General features: G+C 39.8%; 7 protein-coding genes. 4 read left to right on the forward strand and 3 right to left on the reverse strand.

Annotated elements, in window-relative coordinates; genetic code table 11:
* Nucleotides 1-103 precede the first annotated feature (103 nt).
* From GXP69_RS08615 to GXP69_RS08625, 3 genes are all read right to left on the reverse strand, one after another.
* The gene (locus tag GXP69_RS08615; RefSeq protein ID WP_163914409.1) at nucleotides 104-1,150 is read right to left on the reverse strand and encodes a polysaccharide lyase; all 1,047 of its coding nucleotides are present in this window, start codon (nucleotides 1,148-1,150) and stop codon (nucleotides 104-106) included.
* Between the two features lie 665 nt (nucleotides 1,151-1,815).
* A complete protein-coding gene (locus GXP69_RS08620; RefSeq protein WP_163914410.1) occupies nucleotides 1,816-3,183 on the reverse strand; it encodes a glycoside hydrolase family 2 TIM barrel-domain containing protein in 1,368 nt (455 codons plus the stop codon).
* Nucleotides 3,184-3,211: 28 nt separating this feature from the next.
* Entirely contained in the window at nucleotides 3,212-6,841 is a 3,630-nt protein-coding gene (locus GXP69_RS08625; protein WP_163914412.1) for a glycosyltransferase family 2 protein, read from the reverse strand.
* Nucleotides 6,842-6,980: 139 nt separating this feature from the next.
* Here GXP69_RS08625 and GXP69_RS08630 point away from each other — a divergent pair, with 139 nt between their 5' ends.
* From GXP69_RS08630 to GXP69_RS08645, 4 genes are all read left to right on the forward strand, one after another.
* The gene (locus GXP69_RS08630) at nucleotides 6,981-7,259 is read left to right on the forward strand and encodes a hypothetical protein (protein ID WP_163914414.1); all 279 of its coding nucleotides are present in this window, start codon (nucleotides 6,981-6,983) and stop codon (nucleotides 7,257-7,259) included.
* 497 nt (nucleotides 7,260-7,756) lie between these two features.
* Nucleotides 7,757-12,814, forward strand: coding sequence for an Ig-like domain-containing protein (locus GXP69_RS08635; RefSeq protein ID WP_163914416.1), 5,058 nt, complete (start codon nucleotides 7,757-7,759; stop codon nucleotides 12,812-12,814).
* Between the two features lie 66 nt (nucleotides 12,815-12,880).
* Entirely contained in the window at nucleotides 12,881-13,222 is a 342-nt protein-coding gene (locus tag GXP69_RS08640; RefSeq protein WP_163914418.1) for a hypothetical protein, read from the forward strand.
* Nucleotides 13,223-13,401: 179 nt separating this feature from the next.
* Nucleotides 13,402-16,704, forward strand: coding sequence for a N,N-dimethylformamidase beta subunit family domain-containing protein (locus GXP69_RS08645; protein WP_163914420.1), 3,303 nt, complete (start codon nucleotides 13,402-13,404; stop codon nucleotides 16,702-16,704).
* Nucleotides 16,705-16,971: the final 267 nt, after the last annotated feature.

Here is a 16,971-nt window from a genome sequence, read left to right on the forward strand (position 1 = left end):
TCATTTGATTGTAGCAAATCTACATTTAAGACATAAAAAAAGGTAGCTAGTATAACTAGCTACCTTTTCCTTATTTAAAGCTCTTAGCGTTTTAACTTATTTTTTAATTTTTTTTTTTGGGATGCTCCTTGTTAGGACCTTTACCATTGTTCCATTTTTTTGTTGGCGTAGGCTCTGGAGTAGGAGTTACTTCTGGCTCTGGAGTAGGAGTTACTTCTGGCTCTGGAGTAGGAGTTACTTCTGGCTCTGGAGTAGGAGTTACTTCTGGCTCTGGAGTAGGAGTTGGAGCGGGTTGAGTTATTTTTTTTCCGGTCATTTCTTCCAGTGTCGCAGCCGAAGTTCCCTGGCGGATGTTGTCAAAGTAGAGCACACGGGTACTTACATCTGTTTTGCCTGTACCGTTCCATGGCCACTTGTACAAACCTACCTTCCAGTACGGCAGCCTGGTATCGTTGTAGCTGTTGCCACCGCGGTGCTCGAGAATTTTAGTGCCGTTCTTCCATACTTCCACCAGGCCATCGCTGCCATAGGAGTGAATTACGTGGAAGGCAAATTGCTGCCAGGCATCTGTTGTTACCGGTCCCAGGTCGTACTGCTTCTCGCCTTCAAACGGAACTGAAGCACTTGAGATTGGCTGTGAGTTGTAGCCAATTTTCATGATAAAGCGCCCGTTCTGAATCTGTAGTGACTTGGCCGGTGTACGCCATTCTTCGCCTGCATCAGGCACGGCGTGCCACTGCATGATCTGCTCGGCTGCCCGGTCCGGGGTGTTGTACTGAGCTGGGAAGTAGACAGCAAAGGAATACCATTGCTCCTTGTTTTGGGCATGGCCCAGGTTTAACTCAGAGCGGGTGCCTCCGGCTACTTCAGCATCGCTCTCGCGCAATTCAATGCGCAGCGACTGGCTGCCTTCATAAGCTGTGGCATTGGAGATCTGCATGGAATAGCTGTAGGCTTTTTCCAGATTAAGCCCGGAAAGGCCATCGCTTGTCTCAAACAAACGCTCGAAGAAAACATTAGCCGATGTGGCATTGGATGTGTGTACTGCGGAGGCTGTTGGTACTACCTCTTCTAAATCTTTCTTATCACAAGATGTTGAAAGAAAGCCTAGTAAAACTGGTGCTAACCAATAATGTGTTTTGAACTTCATAAAATTTGGCTAAAAGTGAAAAAATTAGTTTGGTTTTATGTAGAGTTTATCCAATAAGTAACTTGAATTGATAATAACACAAATGATGCAAAAGGTCGGGCACTTTGAGAGTGCGGATGTAGTGTCAGCAACTTTGAAATATCTAAAATGTCAAAGTTTGTGGAGTGTTGTGAATGCAAAACTATGCAATTTTATTTGCCCGCAATAGGTTTTTTTAAAATTCGTCAAAAAATCTATAAACTTATTTGAATAGTTACCGTAATGGGTTGGTTTTTTGAAGTTGATGATTGGTTGAATTTGTATTTAAATATTGGTGTAGGTTTTGGTATAGTCGATTTTTATTTGCTATATGGCTAAATTGGCTTGTTTTAAGATAGTTGTGTGAGTGTTTTGTGTTTGGGTGTTATATGTGGATTGGATTAAATGTATATGGTGATAAGACATGTAATATGTTTTTGTTTTAATCTATATATGTTAATACTTTCATTTATAATATAAAAAAGTATTGTTTTAAGGTGAGGCTTAAGTTTTGATGTAATGATTTATTTATAATCTATTGAAAGTATAGACTTGTGATGGTGCGCTAAAGTGCAATTATGTTGGTGCTCGGGTGGTCAGCTTTAAAATGAATTATTGATGAGTGACCAACTTTATTAATGTTATAATCAATCTTCTACAACGTAGAAAGGAATGTTGGCTGTAGCTACCCCTTCTGTTTTATCTTTAACATAAATATAAAGCCTGTAGGGCCCTGTTTCTGATGGTGCTACAGTTTGTAGACTTATATTTTGTCTCAAATTATCTTTGGTTAAAAATAGTGATGCTGCATGGAATACCCCTTTTTTGATCACCTTATTACTTTCTTGGTTATAGGTAGCATCAAAATGCCTTTCAGAATCATCAGCTATAATTTCCCAGAATATACTTATAGAGTCTGCTTCTACATCATGTGTTACAATGTCTACCTTAAGACTCTCATTTGGATTCAGGTATATACTGCTGGGTTGTTCAAGCTTATTTATTGTAAGTTTATGAATAGAAGGGGCTCTGTTTAATGGCCATTGTTTAGTCCATATAAACTGCATCCTATCTATAATATCAGTACGCTCACCTTTATCAGTAAAGAGACTAAGCCAGGTCGGAGTATATTCATTTTTCTGACCCCAATAAAATATATAAGACCCAAGGCAATTCATGCTGTCAGCCTCAATATACTGTTCGTAATACCTTTGGATAAAATCTGCTTTGTTGGTACTTGTTAATTCAAATAGAGAATACCAATCAGTTTGTTTTTCTTCAGCCCAATAACCTAAAGCACCATATTCTGACAGTATATAAGGTCCTGTCCATCCAAGGGATCTTAATTCTTTAGAAATAGAACCTTTTTTAACATCCCTGAAAATATTGACTGATAGAATATCGATGTTTTTACAAAAGCTACTGATGTAAAAGACCGTTATAGGGGAGATGTCCTGAAGCATGGTCGTAGTAGGGTGGTGGGGATCTAGCTCATGGATCATTTTTGCAATATCATCAATAGCCGACCAGGTATTGTTGTGCTGCAAAAAGTCGTAAGGACTTAAATGTAGCGTTGGTTCATTCCCAATACCCCACATGAGTAATGCAGGATGATCTTTATAAGTTAAAACCTCTTTTTTTAATTCTTTAAGTTGACGCTCAACTGCTTGTGGATCGTTATAGTCTAGTTCGGTTTTGGCATATGCTACCTTTAAACCGACAATCACTGTTAATCCTAATTTATGAGCTTCATCTAAGATTTGCTTTGCATTCTCTGTGCTCCAGATTCTGATAGAGTTGCCTCCAGCTGCTTTTAGAGCGTCATAATGCTGATATCCTCCGGCTCCTTTTATAAAATAAGGTTCATTGTTTCTGTAGAGCTTGAAACTGTTATTAATGTGTTTTACTTCAATTTTTTTATTTAATGTGCCCGATGGTTCAGTTTTAGGTTTGCAACTATAACTTATTAAAAGAAACAGAAAAATAAAGAGTAATAATAGTGGATGTATTTTCATACTACTTCTATTTTGAGACCCAAAACTGCTAATATCTGAAGATGTTAATGGTCTTGCTGGCTGTAGTTACATTTCCGTTTTCATCATATACATATGCATATAAGCGGCAGCGATTCACCCCTTTAGGTATAGTTAGATATACTGAGCTTGAATCTTTTATTTCTTTAATATGTGCTAGCTCCTGTACATAATCATCTTTGTATAGTTTCCATTCCACCCTAAGCTTTCTGCTTGATTTAAAGTGGGCTATAAATTTGTATTCTTTACCGGGTAGTACTCTAAAGTTAGGGCCCACAATGGTAACTTTAGGAAGTGGGAAAGCTTTTGTCTGGTTTAACCATGCATTCTTCATCGCTAGTAAGGCAGGTTTTTTTCTTCCCCTGAAATCGGTTAAACCAAACCAGGTTGCCGTACCCTCATATCTGTCTTTCCAGCTAAATGCAAAACCTCCCAGGTTATACCCTTTGTAGTTAAGAACATAGTTATGCCATTCTTTTGTATATAATTCAGCTTTCTGTATATCGTCTTCTTCAACCAGTTCTTTGTTTTTATCTATTGTAGTATATTCCGGGTTCCAGTATCCGCTAGGGCCAAACTCTGATATAATATAAGGGCGAGATTTGTCAAATTCAGTTACTAGCGATTTTACTTTACTAATCTGCTCGTCATAGTATGAGTTTATACCTATGATATCTATAGAAGGAGCCAATTGATGATAAGAAACCAGTTCGCCTGGTAATTGCCATGAATGCTCTAAGGCTGTGATCACTGGTCTGTTAGGGTCAAGTGCATGTATGCGTTGCGCTAGTTTCTCGATCATGCTGATGTACGCCCGCCTTACAATTCCTAAGTATGGTTGGTTAAACTTCTTCTTAAGCAATCCGCTTGTTTCGTTACCCAAAGTCCAAGCCAGTACAGCCGGAGAATCTCTGAATTTAATGACTTTCTCCTCTACTAGCTCTATGTATTCCTGTACTTTTAAAGTATCTCTGTAATAGTCTACATCCGGATCAAACCAAAATCCATATACTACTTTCAGGTCATGTTGTTCAGCTGAGGTAAGAATGTTCTTGTCATAAATGCTTGGGTGATAACGTCTGATAGTATTTCCACCCATTTCTTTAATCATCTTAAAATCGCTGTCAACCTGCTTTCTGGTTAGGGGATAATGGCCATCCCGCCAACTATGCATGGGGTTATAAGCTATACCTTTTATATAGAAGGGCTTACCCTTTACAACAAGTTGAAAATTCCCAGGCCCTCCAATAACAGATTGGTTAATTGCCACATTATGAGCAGAGGTTTGTTTTGAAAGACTTTGTAGCGTGAATACTAAATTATTTGCAGAAATCTGAGACACAGATGCAGCTATTGCTTTAGGATCTGTGATGGTCCAGTCTATAAATTGAGTCGAATCATCGGGACGCCAGTTGGTAATCCAATTTTTATCTTTGTTACTGTTGAAGAAAACGATAGACCTGACTTCTTTGTATTTATTCGCTATAGTTTGCAAAGAGGTATTTATCCACTCTGTTTTATTACCGCCATAATCTGTAGAGCCGAACTCAGCAAGCATGACTGGCTTTTTCATTCTAAGAATATCTGACCTGAAAGGGTCATAAATTTCAGAAAAGGAACGCCATTTACCATTATCAGAAGCTTTGCCATAGTTTAAGCTCGTAATTCCTATCCAGTCTACATATTGATCCCCTGGGTAATATTCATTAAAAGTACCTGGATCCCATGGGTTCCAGATCCAGGTTACATTATGCACTCCAAGGGCTGCAAAAGTTGAAACTACTTTTCTCCAGGCGGCTTTATATTCTTCAGGCGTATTCTTGCCAGTTTTAGACCAAGGGTAGGCCGGGTTATCAGGTTCGTGTGCGAATCTTATAAATACTGGCTTGTCATAAGCCCGAATCTTCAAAGCAAATTGTTGCAGATAATCATCAAATTTCCCTTCAGAAATTGCTGCCAATCCTTTTTGTTCATACCTTAATTCAGGCCGGTCTGCACGTTCTGGGAATGAACTTACATAAGGTTCCCATGTAATCATTGGTATAGCCCCTTTTTTAGCTATTTTCGTTAATATTTCGTCTGGAAAGTTCTCTAGACTCTCAGGCCCCCAAAACTCGTATATTGATACAATATTGAATTTAGATTGTATGCTCTGCTCTATAGTTTGAAGGTGAATAAGGGAATTGTAATCTTGGATATCCGGAGAATAAAGACCGACGTAATAGCCCCCTACGTTTTTTATATTTTGTTCATTTGCTTCTATATTCTTAAAGAGGGGCAGATTACTGGCTAGATTGGCGCTACAGCAGCAAATAAATATAAGAGGAATAAAAATAGGCGCTCCTTGTTGTAGAATGTTATAAGTGCTGGGATATATTTTATTGGTAAAATTTAGTATCGGTGTTCTGATAACACTTAAATAATTGAATCTAGTTAAGGTGCGTTTTAAACTATAAAACAGTTGATGTTGCCCAGCTAATATAAAAATGAGCAACAAAGTTGCATTAGAAGCAGCAAAGAAAGCCATATATAAACTATAGGGGGTCCAATCGTAGGACAAACCATAATAAACAGCTCCTATACATATTATGCAGGCTATAATATTAGGAAGACTTAATAACAAGTTATTAGTTGGTTTATCGTCTTTTGGGGTTGCGATATAGGGGACTTCTATACGGAATAAGGTATAAACGAAACCAAGGATATGAATCCACCAAGTACCTAAAAGAGTTATACCTCCCCTTATGTGGAGCCCATTTTCATGTTTCTCAATATGCCATTTTTGAGAATACTGTCTGATGAGAATTACTGATGCTGCAAAAGGAGTTACTGAAAGCAGAAAGGTACTGAAATCAATATGAATAGGGGTAAACCCTGTAAGTAATGCAATAACAGGGATTGAAAGGTCTATTAATGTAATTATACCCGACGCGAAATGAAGCGGTAATAAAAAATAATGTAATTTTTGTCTCCAGGAAAAACTTGAGAATAGAATAGGGAACACAGTCATCAGCAGCTCGAAAGTACCCCTTGACCATTTAAGCTGCTGTTTATAATAGGCAGGTAGTGTAGCAGGTACAAGTCCGTGGGTTAATATCTGGGGCACATATACCGATTCCCAACCTTCAGCATGCAATCTCATGGCAGTATGCATATCTTCTGCCAGTCCGGGAGCATGGCCACCAATTGAATCTAGTGCTTCTCTCCTAAAGGTGCAGTTTGCTCCTAATGCCTGAACCGTACCATAGCAATTCATTCCCATCATTAAGGGGCCATAGAACCCATACGTTTGTTGAGCTGCCCCTTTAGCAATAAAGCTGGCATCTGAGTTTGCATAAGCCTGTACTATTTGCACAAACCCCACTTTTTCATTTTCAAAGAAAGGCAACACAGTATCCAGAAAATTGGGTAATGGTTGGTGATCTGGATCTAGAATTACACAAATATCACCAGTTGCTGCAGTAAATAATGCATTATTAATATTTCCTGCTTTCGCATCTTTATTATCTTTTCTGGTAATGTAATGTATACCTAAGTCAAAACATAACCTCCGTAACCCAGGGTCGTTTCCTTCATCACACAAAAAAGAGTTATGCGGATACCTTATGTTTTTTATAGCAACTAATGTATTTCGGATCATCTCAAATGGTTCGCCCGGAACTGCTGTTGTAAGGACGTCCACAGTCCAAGTAAGAGAAGTTGCTGGGGCTTTGGTGCTACATATCGACCAGAAATGGTACCACTCAAAAAACACACGTAAAAACTTATAGCCTATTGAAATGCTGAGAAGAATAAAAAGCGGAGTGAAGCCAACTATTTCGGGATTGATGTACCATGTCAGAAAAATAACAGCACTGGCTGCTCCTAATATGATGAGAAGCCGCATAAAAGACCTCTCAAGTCTTTTATGCGGCTTAGAGACTTGTGAAATTCTCAATTTTGGAGAAGAGAATGTATGGTTATATGTAGGAGTTAATGAACTCAAATGCCAGGTTTACCCTCAGGTAAATAAAATAGAACATATGTGCATTGATTTATTATACATTCAAATGTTTTAAATCCAAACTCTGCATACAGTTAATGAATCCTTCTTGCCTTCTTGCCTATGGATAGTTTACACATATTGTAATAGCATACGGAAAAAAATAAATTGTGATGTTGTAATTATTAATTGTATTAATACATGTGTAATAATTGAAAATGTTAATTATTTTATATTAAATCATAGGTAAGTTTATAATTTATAGACTTACCTATGATTTAGACTTCGCTTGAGTCTAGCCGACATGTTTACACACCATTTTAACTCATTAACTATCAAACTTCACTCTTTAATCAAAATAATTAGCTTCAATCTATTATTAGTTAGTTGATATCGTACAATAAAATATAAAATAATTAAAATAAGATAAAACTGTTAACCACTTATTAACAATGAGGAAACACCCCTCTGATTTTATCTTATTAACAACATTTAATTTAAGCTATTCTGATAGCTTCCTGATTGATAGTCAGCTGGTTGAGATTTTTTAGTGATAATTGTTTCTGATATACTATGGGCGTGAATTTTATACTCTTGAGGATAAATAGGTACTACTTACTTTGGGTTGTATTAATCTTTCTACTTATTGGCTTTGCAGCACCACTTTTAGCTAGTAAAGTTCAGTTAGGTACTTTACATAATAGTACCTTAGTAGTGAGCCTACTATCAAGTGACTATAAAAATGGTAGTGGAAGTAACAAAAACAAGCTTCTTACATCAGTAGTTGATAATTCAGGTACGAAGTTTAGCAAAGCCTTAGCTTATAATCCAATAGTGAGCAATGGTAAATCAATATTGGTTGTTAGTGGGGCTTCTAACAAATTCAGCCAGTACTTTACAGAGATACTTTTGGCTGAAGGTTTAAATAGCTATAGTTCAACTGATATTTCTTCTGTAACACTAGATGTGCTAAGCACCTACGATATAGTAATTGTAGGTAATATTCCTCTTACAGATGCACAAGTTTCTGTTCTTAGTACATGGGTGAACGCTGGCGGCATTTTAATTGCTTCAAAACCTGATGCAAAGCTGGGAACGCTACTTGGTATATCACCTGATGGCGGCACTCTTGCTAACAGTTACCTTCTAGTAAATACTTCTACAGGACCTGGAAAGGGGATTGTTAATCAAACTATTCAGTTTCAGGGGGTAGCAGACCTGTATAATGTGAATAATGGTACAAATAAGCTGGCTACGCTTTACTCGACAGCAAGTAATTCCACCAATTATCCGGCTGTAACGGCGCGTGCTGTAGGTAACAATGGGGGAGTAGCAGTTTCCTTTACGTATGATCTTGCACGCTCAGTAGTATATACCCGTCAGGGAAATCCGCAATGGGCTGGCCAAAAAAGGGATGGGCAGCCTGGCCCTATCCGGTCTGATGACCAGTTTTATCCAGATTGGATAGATCTCAACAAAGTAATGATTCCACAGGCTGACGAGCAACAACGGCTCTTAGCAAATATCATTACCTTATATTTACGCAAACCAGTACCACGTTTTTGGTATTTACCTAGGGGGCTTAAAGCTGCCGTTGTTATGACGGGTGATGATCATGGCAATGGGGGAACAAAAGCACGTTTTAACCAGTACCTTCAATTAAGCGAAGACAATAGCGAACAGGCAGTTGCCGATTGGAGAGCTATTCGCGGTACGTCTTACATATATCCACTAACACCAATTACAGATAGTGAGGCAAAATCTTTTGAGCAGCAAGGCTTCGAAGTTGCACTACATTTAAACACTAACTGTAGTAACTATACTCCTACTTCCCTGGAGCAGGATTTTACTACACAATTAGCCGAATTTAAAACACGTTTTCCGAGCGTTGCAGCCCCTTCCACAAACAGAACACACTGTATTGCCTGGAGTGATTGGAGCACACAACCTCAGGTAGAGAGACCTAAAGGGATTAGATTAGACGCGAACTATTATTACTGGCCCAGCCCTTGGGTTCAGAACAGGCCTGGTATGTTTACAGGTTCAGGTATACCGATGCGATTTACGGATCTTCAAGGTGGTTTAATTGACGTTTACCAGCTCACAACACAGATGACTGATGAGTCAGACCAAGTATTTCCATTCACTATTGATCAGCTTTTAAACAAAGCTTTAGGAACAGAAGGGTACTATGGAGTTTTCTGTGCAAACATGCATACAGATGCTGCTACTTCTTCTGGGTCTGACGCTATCATTGCTTCTGCCAAAGCCAGAAATGTGCCTGTAATATCATCTAAGCAATTACTCTCCTGGTTGGATGGAAGAAACGGTTCATCGTTTAGCGAAATGAGTTGGAACGGTAATGAGCTAAGTTTTACAGTGAATGTAGCGAATGGGGCACGTAATCTGGAAGGGATGTTGCCTATGACGGAAACTACCGGAAAATTAGTAGGTCTGTCTGTTAATGGAGCAGCTGCTACATATAGGATTGAAGTAATAAAGGGAATTGAATATGCATTCTTCCCATGTAGAACTGGTAACTATGTGGCTACTTACAATACTTCAGCTCCACCAAATCAAGCACCTGTTATAACTATAACTTCACCAGCCAACAATTCTACATTTGACGCAGATGCTTCCATTACAATCAAAACTAATGCTTCAGATACTGATGGTTCGGTAAGCAAAGTCGAGTTTTATAATGGAACCAACAAGCTAGGGGAGGATTTGACTAGCCCATATGAGTTTGCATGGACTAAAGTAGCGGCCGGGATACATGATATTACTGCTAAGGCCACAGATGATAAAGGTGCAATTACAACTTCAGCTATAGTTCGTGTTACAGTTAATGCAGCACCTGTTATGTGCCCATGCTCTGTTTTCCGCTCTTCTGATGCACCTACTGGTATCATGTTTAATGATGGGCAGGGCCTTCAGTTAGGTATGAAGTTTAGGTCATCTGTTAATGGCTTTATTACGGGCGTGCGATTTTATAAACAGAGTGGAAACACTAGTACCCATACCGGTCAGTTATATACTAGTACAGGCATGCTAGTAGGGTCTGTTGCGTTTAATAATGAAACTGCCTCTGGCTGGCAACAAGCTGAATTCTCTACACCTGTTGCTATAACGGCCAACACTACTTACATCATCTCTTACCACAGCAGCAATGGACAGTATGCAGCTACAAATCCCTACTTTACACAGGCAATATCAAATGGACCTTTGAGAGCCCTTGTAAATGGAGAAGATGGCCCTAATGGTGTATATAAGTATTCTTCGACCCCGGCCTTCCCGAATGATAATTACCTTTCTGCTAACTACTGGGTAGATGTAGTTTTTACTCCGGATGGAGAGCAGGGGAATAAAGCGCCGGTAATTTCAATAACAGCTCCAGCCAATAATACCTCTTTTACAGCTCCAGCTTCTATTGCAATTTCAGCTAGTGCCACCGATACCGATGGTTTAGTGAGTAAAGTAGAATTCTATAATGGTAATACTAAACTTGGGGAAGATACCGAAGGTAGTAATGGCTGGAATTTTACATGGACCAATGTAACGGCTGGGAACTACACACTTACAGCAAGAGCTACTGATGACAAGGGTGCAACGACGACATCCTCAGCTGTCAATATTGCAGTAAATGCAACCGATAACCGGCCCCCGGTTTTAGTAACTCCAATTTCAGATCAGTTCGCAACTATAGGAGTTGCCTATAGTTATACTTTTAATCAAAATACATTCTCTGATCCCGATGGAGATCCCTTGACTTATACTGTTAGTCTGGCAAATGGTGCTACGCTTCCTTCATGGCTTACATTTAACAGTTCAACACGCACCTTTAGCGGCACTCCACCTGCTGGTAGTCAGGGGCAAATTAGTATCAACCTACTGGCTAGCGATGGAAGAGGGGGAACAGCCAATGATAATTTCCTTTTAACTATAGGCCAAGCTGGTAACCAAGCTCCTGTGCTAGCATCTATCGGAAATAAAAACGTAACGGAATTAAGCTTGTTAACTTTTACAGCAAGTGCCACAGATGACGGCTTGGCTGGAAATAGCCTAAGCTATTCGGTGACTAGTTCAGTTACAGAAGCAACTATAAACCCTGTAACAGGTGTTTTCTCATGGACACCAACAGAAGCTCAAGGTCCTGGAAGCTATAACTTTACTATAAAAGTTACAGATGGAGAATTAACAGATGAAGAAACTATTGTAGTACAAGTTACAGAAGCTAATCAGGTGCCAGTACTGGCCTTTGTTGGAAACAAGGAAATAGGAGTTGGGCAGATTCTTTCATTCAGTTTACAGGGGTCAGATGCAGATTTGCCGAAACAGACACTTACATATTCAGCGAATAAATTACCTGCAGGTGCAACCCTAAATTCCGGCACTGGTCAATTCTCTTGGGCACCAACATCAAAGCAGGTAGGTAGCCATAAAATCATTTTCCGGGTTTCAGATGGAGTTTCACAGAGTAGTGAAAGTATAGTTATAACAGTAAAATCTACACCTGTGACAACTGCTCCTGTTATTTCAGGTTTTAGTCCCTCCAGCGGAAAAGCAGGTGACCAGGTTATAATAAGTGGTACTAATTTTAATGAAGTGAGTGCTGTCTTATTTAATGGAGTATCAGCAGCTTTCAACATAAACGGAGCAACTTCAATTACTGCGTTTGTGCCTGCAGGCGCTACAACAGGCAAGATCAGCATTACATCACCAGGCGGCACTGCAATAAGCGACGCAGTATTTACTGTATCAGGAGGAACAGGTGCTGCACCTAGTGTAAGTATTATTTCCCCATCTAATGGCTCATCATTCAATTCCCCTGCCACTATTTCTATCATAGCTAATGCATCAGATAATGATGGAGCGGTTACTATAGTTGAATTTTTTCAGGGAAGTACGAAAATAGGAGAAGACAGGGATGGTACAGATGGTTGGAGCTTGGCCTGGAATTCTGTATCAGCAGGCAACTATGCTTTAACATGCAGAGCAACGGATAATGACGGACTAACTGCTACTTCTGGCGTAGTTAATATATCAGTTGTTAACGCCAGTTCCGGACCACCGTCCATTACAAGCTTTAGCCCAACCAGCGGACCTGTAGGTGAGCGTGTGATCATTATTGGGAACAATTTAGCAACTGCAAATAAGGTTACTTTCGGTCCGTCTAATGCTTTATTTACTGTTAATAGTAATGGCAGTTTAGAAGCAATAGTTCCGACTGTTAATGGCAAGCTACCAACAAGTGTTAAAATCACAGTGTCTACCCCAGGTGGCAACAGTACAACAACCAATAAATTTATTATTACACCTGGAGCAACGGCAAGCATGGTTAGCACCTTACAACAACCTGCCCTAGAACAGGATAATGAACTTGCCGTTTACCCAAATCCATTTTCAGAGAAAGCAACTATCAGCATAAAATTACAACGGGATAGCGATTATGAATTAAGGTTATATGACTATAGAGGTGCGTTAGTTTCTATATTGAAGCAAGGCGACGCAAAAGCCGGAGAGCAGTATGACATTGAAGTGAATGGCAGTCAGTTAGCCAAGGGGTTATACCTGGTGCGATTACAAACTAAAACTGGTTTTAAAACAACTAAACTGGTACTGGCTAAGTGATGCTGCTAACCCAAGGAATCAAATGAGTAATTGATTCAATCTAACATACTTAATAAAAATTAGACAATGAGATTTCTATTGATACTACTGATAGTTTTTATGCCGTGTGCTGCCTTTGCACAGGAATTTAGGATTAAGGTTAACGGTACAGAGTTTCCTACCGACAAGATACCAGACCATGTAACCTTCCCCCAACGTGTAACCAAACTTTCAATCAAGAAAGGAATCCCAGATGCTGTGCCAAAAACATTTATAGTTCAGATTGGCGAAGAGGAGCATAGTTTTAAGACTGATGGAACCTATCAGGAAGTTGAATTCTCACATGATGTGAGAGAGCTAGTTGTATATATTCTAAGTGAAAAACGAGACATTCAGGGAAGACCATTTGTGTTGAATAAAGCGAGATAATTACTATACGGTATTGCCGATGTTCACAATTTCTAAATGCTTTTTAAAACACTATTAGCAATTCAAATTTAATTATTCTGACCTGGCTATGGTCGGTAACTAGAGTTAACATCAAATTTAAGATGTTTTTGAAATGAAGATATGAGCGATATTTTTTAGCATTTTTACAAAGTAGGCTAATGAAAATTTTACTTACACCTGTGCGCTTATTTCACAAGTTAGCCCAAGCTTTACAATTATCACACAAATCATTTCTAACTATATTTTTTAGAAATCCATTCTACACACAAGTTGGCAAGTATAAATTTATAGTTGTCTTTTATGTTCTATTCTTTACAGGTATCACTGCATCTTTTGGGCAGAATAATATAGTTTCTGAAAACTCACTTCCAGGCAATCCTGCTTCAGAATGGCAGATTACTGGAGCAGGAGATCTTACTATTCAAGGATTCGCAACTGATATAAGTTATAATATTGGCGAAACTGCCCGTTTCAAAATCAAAACAAATGCAAGAGCTTATACCATTCGCATTTACAGACTTGGATATTACCAGGGGAATGGAGCCAGGTTCCAGGGCACAGCTACAATTTCAGCAACCTTACCACAAAGTCAGCCACTTTGCCTTACTAATTCTACTACCGGCTTATTAGATTGCGGTAACTGGGCCGAATCCGCACAATGGGTTATACCGGCAAACGCTGTTTCAGGAGTTTACATTGCAAAGCTTACCCGGACCGATACCGGTGGAGCAAGTCATATTGTGTTTATTGTCAGGAACGATAGCAGTACATCTGACTTATTTCTTCAGACTTCTGACGCTACCTGGCAGGCTTATAATGTGTATGGAGACAACAGTAATGGCAAAAGCCTTTATACAGGTGCGGGTGGTAAAGCTTCGAAAGTAAGTTATAACCGTCCATTTATAACACGTAATGGTGGCGGTGGCGGTGGGGCCGAAGAAGACTGGTTGTTTAACGCAGAGTATCCGATGATCCGGTGGCTTGAGGCAAACGGTTATAATGTGACTTATACTACCAATGTAGATAGCGATCGCCGGGGCAACCTGATTTCAAACCATAAAGTGTTTCTCTCAGTAGGGCACGACGAATATTGGTCTGGTAGGCAAAGGAATTATGTGACTGCTGCACGAAACGCAGGTATTCATTTAGCGTTCTTTAGTGGCAATGAAGTGTACTGGAAAACACGATGGGAAAATAGTATTGCTGCGAATGGAGCTGCATACCGTACTTTAGTTTGTTATAAAGAAGGAACAAGTGGCGAAAATACTTGCAGTGGAAAATGTGACCCAAGTGCTGAATGGACTGGATTATGGCGTAGTGGGTGTGAATACGTAACCGGGAATGTAATTGGGGATGGGTGTCGTCCTGAAAATGAATTATCAGGGCAAATCAGTTGGGAAGACTCTGATGGTGCCATACAAGTGCCCAGTACTCTTAAAAATCTTAGGTTTTGGCGTAACACAAGTGTTACATCTCTTAGCAGCGGACAAACAGCTACTTTTACGCCAGCAACTATAGGTTATGAATGGAATCCCCAACAGGATAACTATAGTTCTACTTACCCCGCTGGTAGAGTATTGCTTTCCAGAACCGTTATAGATGGTAAACTTCATCAGTTGTCGTTATACAAACATGGTAGCGGCGCCTTGGTGTTTGGCGCTGGTTCAGTACAATATTCCTGGGGTTTAGATAGTAATCACGACAGAGGTAGTTCTGCTCCAAGTTTAGCGCTTCAGCAAGCAACGGTTAATCTGTTTGCAGACATGGGGGTACAGCCAGGAAGTTTACGTAGTGGGCTGGTACCTGCATCCGCTTCTACTGATGTTACAGGACCAACCACAGCAATATCATCTCCAACAAACGGAGCTAATTTAGCTATTGGTACTGTAACTACTATTAGCGGTACCGCCTCTGATGCAAATGTAGTAGCAGGCGTAGAAGTATCTACAGATGGTGGTGCTACTTGGCGATTGGCCAATGGAACTACAAACTGGAGCTTTTCATGGACACCAGCTACTCAGGGTACAAATACAATAAGGACCCGTGCTTTTGATGATTCTGGAAACATAGGAGCGCCAGTATCAATCAATGTTAATGTAACGAACAATACTAGTTTTACCTGTCCTTGCAGTGTTTTTCTGTCCGGTCAGGCGCCCTCTGAAGCACTGGAAAACGATGGTCAGGCTTTACAATTGGGTATGAAATTTCGGTCTTCTGTGCCAGGGCAGATAACAGGTGTACGCTTCTATAAGCAGGGCGGCAACACAGGCACTCATATTGGCCAACTTTATTCAAGCAGTGGAGTACTATTAGCTCAGGCAACTTTTGTCAATGAAACTACATCAGGCTGGCAACAAGTGGCTTTTCAAACACCGGTTGCTATTTCAGCGAACACTACTTACATAATCAGTTACCACAGTAGCATCGGTTACTACTCAGCCAGTAGCACAGGCTTTAACCAACCTGTTACCAATGGCCCGCTTACCGGACTGCAAAATGGCACAGATGGAGGCAATGGTGTTTATCTTTACACAAATACACCTGCCTTTCCAAATAATACGTACCAAGCCAGTAACTATTGGGTGGATGTTGTATTTGTGACTGATGGCGGGGGAAGCAGCAATCAGCCACCAACTGTTGCCCTCACATCTCCAACAAATAACACAATCTATACTGCACCGGCTAATATACAGCTGTCAGCTAATGCTTCTGATTCTGATGGTTCCATTGCCAAAGTTGAATTCTATAATGGAACTACTAAGCTAGGTGAAGATACGAGCACACCTTATAGTTATAGTTGGAGTAATGTAGCAGCAGGTACATATCAATTCACGGCTCGTGCTACAGATAATAGTGGAGCAACTACAGCGTCTGCACCAGTTACTATCACAGTGAATAGCGCGCCAACTACGACGCCAGCAATCAACTCTTTTACACCACTTTCTGGTCCTGTAGGTACCTTGGTAACTTTACAGGGCAGTAACCTGAGCGGAGCCAGCAAGGTTACATTTGGGCCTTCAACAGCCCAGATTGTATCTAATACTGCAACTGAAATAAAAGCTATAGTTCCTGAGACCAAAGGCAAGCTTCCTAAGAGTGTTAACATATCTGTAGTGACAGCAGCAGGTTCGATAACAGCAAGCAGCAAGTTTACAGTTACAACTGGACAAGCTACACGGCAGCAATTAATGGCCTTTACAGAGCTTGGTCCTAATTTAATGGTCTATCCTAACCCCTTTGCTGGCAGGACTACTGTATATATAAATTCAATGTTGAAAGTAGCATATTCGCTTACACTTTACGATGTTAAAGGCAAAAGAATAGCTTTACTTGCGCAAGGCCAAACAGAGATAGGCAAACCAATCGAAATTAATGGGGAAAAGTTACCCCCTGGGCTATACTTGTTAAAGCTAGAAACTAACCGAGGCAGTACCTCCCTACGACTACTGTTACAGCGATAAGTTTATGAACTTCCATCTAAGGCAAAAGCGATTGCTTTTATTGCAAGATCTTATTGTTACAAAATTGATTGCCTTAGTAGTTGCATTAAATGTATGTAATGTTCTCACATTTAGTGTTTTTAAATAGTGTAAAGCTACTGGCCTAGCGTTCTAAGTAATTTTCTCTTTCAGTTAAAAGTAAAGTATACAAATCTAATTGGTGCGACGAAACATCGTATTAAACCAAAGTGGCTTGAAATAGCTTTCGAAGCGGTTTAGCAATGGATG

Source organism: Pontibacter burrus (genome assembly GCF_010686685.1).
In the GTDB taxonomy this organism is placed as follows: Bacteria; Bacteroidota; Bacteroidia; order Cytophagales; family Hymenobacteraceae; genus Pontibacter; species Pontibacter burrus.